This window comes from Testudinibacter crocodili (genome assembly GCF_006228025.1).
Taxonomy (GTDB): domain Bacteria; phylum Pseudomonadota; class Gammaproteobacteria; order Enterobacterales; family Pasteurellaceae; genus Chelonobacter.
In genome coordinates this window covers 1-2,544 of record NZ_VDHF01000148.1, presented here as the reverse complement: position 1 = coordinate 2,544, position 2,544 = coordinate 1, and the positions used below count along the sequence as shown (strand labels likewise).

The 2,544-nt window shown below is 42.7% G+C and carries 2 protein-coding genes; one reads left to right on the top strand and one right to left on the bottom strand.

Translation table 11 applies throughout. The annotated features are described in order from the left end of the window. Positions 1-360 precede the first annotated feature (360 nt). The gene (locus tag FHQ23_RS11945; protein ID WP_139614518.1) at positions 361-2,307 is read left to right on the top strand and encodes an LTA synthase family protein; all 1,947 of its coding nucleotides are present in this window, start codon (positions 361-363) and stop codon (positions 2,305-2,307) included. A gap of 127 nt (positions 2,308-2,434) precedes the next feature. On the opposite strand, the gene FHQ23_RS11940 is transcribed toward FHQ23_RS11945, so the two are convergent. Next, on the bottom strand, positions 2,435-2,544 hold a 110-nt coding region (locus FHQ23_RS11940), incomplete at its 5' end, for a transposase (protein WP_176552318.1).

The window sequence follows — 2,544 nt, the reverse complement described above, 5'->3', positions numbered from 1 at the left end:
TCTTTGTTTATATTTTGAGTTGTCGTTTAAAATGAGCACAATCTAGGCGTAAGCCGAAATCAATAGTGGGACTATTGATGAGGATTACAACGACGAGTGTGCTCATTTTAAACACAATCCGTAGGACTATGACTCTTTTTCGCCATTACTTTTCGCTACTACAGCGGCGTTAAAAGTCGTTCGTTTAGAATGACTAAACTTCACAACTTTTGCCTTATTTATTTGCAAAAAGAGTGGCGAAAAATAGTCTATAGCTCAAATTATAAACAAAGATCAACAGACCCTAATTTAAAAACGAAGAACTTTTTTGTTTTCGTAAACTCTAACCACAACACATCGTTAATTATAACAGGCTGAATAATGTTAAATTTAAAAAAATACCTCGGATCGTTATATCCGGTTCTTTGTTTTACCTTTATTAATCTCATCTTACTCTCGTTAAGTCGATTAGGCTTAGCCGTTTGGCAACACGAGCGGGTTAGTGCCGTTGATGGCTGGGCAGAATTGTTGATTCAAGGTGTGCGGATTGATATTGTCGCACTATGCTGGCTGTTCGGCATTTTTGCACTGCTCAGCGTGTTGCTGGTTTCTGAAAATGGGATAGGGCGAGCTTATCTGTGGTTGTTACGAGTTGTTTTAACAGCGGGCAGTGTGTTTATTCTGTTTATGGAATTGGCAACGCCAGAATTTATTGAAACCTATGACTTCCGTCCAAATCGTTTATTTATCGAATATTTAGTCAACCCGAAAGAGGTGTTTACCATGCTGGCGAACGGGCATCTGTTTGCCTTGATTGCCGTACCACTGGTGACAGCTTTGGTGACTTGGATTTATTGGCGTTTAGCGAGAAAAGTGACTGAGGGATTAACGCCGTTTCGCTGGCGCTACCGCCCTTTTATTGCGCTGCTGGTGATTGCTGTCGCATTTGTCGGTGCACGCTCTAGTTTGCAGCACCGTGGTATTAACCCGGCAATGGTGGCGTTTTCGTCTGATCCGTTGGTTAACTCGTTGGTGTTGAACTCCGGTTATTCCTTATTGTATGCCGCACAACAGATGAAAGATGAAGATAAATCTTCGGAAATTTACGGAAAAATGGCGTTTGATGAGGTATTGAAAACCATCAAAGCCGCACGTGGACGCGCTGATAGTGACTATATTAGTGATGACATTCCAACCCTGACTTATAATCAAGCCAGTTATCAGGGCAAACCGAAAAATATTGTGATTATTTTAGAGGAGAGCTTGGGCGCACAGTTTATTGGTAGTTTAGGCGGAAAACCATTATCCCCGCACTTTGACCAATTGGCGCAACAAGGTTGGTTATTTGAAAATCTGTATGCAACAGGCACTCGCTCGGTGCGTGGCATTGAAGCAGTGACAACCGGTTTCACGCCGACGCCGGCGAGAGCAGTAGTCAAATTGTCCGGCAGTCAGAACGGCTTTTTCAGTATTGCCGAATTGCTGAAGCAACAGGGGTACCACACTTCGTTTATTTACGGCGGCGAAAAACATTTTGATAATATGGCGAGCTTTTTCTATGGTAATGGCTTTCAGACCATTATTGATCAGAATGATTACAAAAATCCGAAATTTGTTGCCACTTGGGGCATGAGTGATGAAGATCTGTTTGATAAGGCTAATGAGAAGTTTAGTGAATGGCAAAACAGCGGTCAGCCGTTTTTTAGCCTAGTGTTTACCTCCAGTAATCATGATCCGTTTGAATTTCCGGATAATAAAATTGAACTCTATGAACAACCGAAACAGACCCGCAATAACGCTGCTAAATATGCTGATTTTGCCTTAGGCTATTTCTTTGAGATGGCGAAAAACGCTGATTATTGGCAAGATACCATCTTTTTAGTGGTCGCCGATCATGATTCTCGCGTCTCCGGTGCTTCATTAGTGCCGATTCAGCATTTTCATATTCCGGCACTGATTCTGGGTGAAGGGATTCAAGCACGACGTGATCCACGCTTGACTAGCCAAATCGATCTGCCGACCACCTTGCTATCTTTGGCGGGCGTCAGCGGTGAGTATCCGATGCTGGGTTATGATTTGACACAAGAGGATAATCCTAACCGTGCTTTGATGCAGTTTGATAAGACTATGGCGTATATGCAGGGTGATCAGGTGGCGATTTTGCAGCCGAATAGCGAAGCTAAAGGTTTTCGCTATGATAAGACAAGCCAAACACTGGTGCCGACAGAAATTGACCCGGAATTAAAACAAACCGCATTGGCATATGCGCTCTGGGGCAGTTATAGTTATAAAAACCGATTGTATAAGCTGCCAGAACAGAAAAAATAAGGTTCCTAATTCAAAACGATAAATCAGGGCGTGGTAAAACATGCCCTGATTTATCAAATGTACCGTAAAACTTCGCCCTTTAGGGCGGAGATGTAAGGTACAAACGGCAAAGTCGTTTTAACGCTAACTAATCAGGTGTTTGTTGTTGCTCGATATATTGGCGAATAATTGAAATCGGCGCACCACCACAACTTCCTGCAAAGTAAGACGGAGACCATAATGCATTACCCCATAATT

What these genes read in the sequence shown, in the direction of transcription:
- FHQ23_RS11945 (WP_139614518.1), top strand. Translation starts at nt 361, where the DNA reads ATGTTAAATTTAAAAAAATACCTCGGATCGTTATATCCGGTTCTTTGT.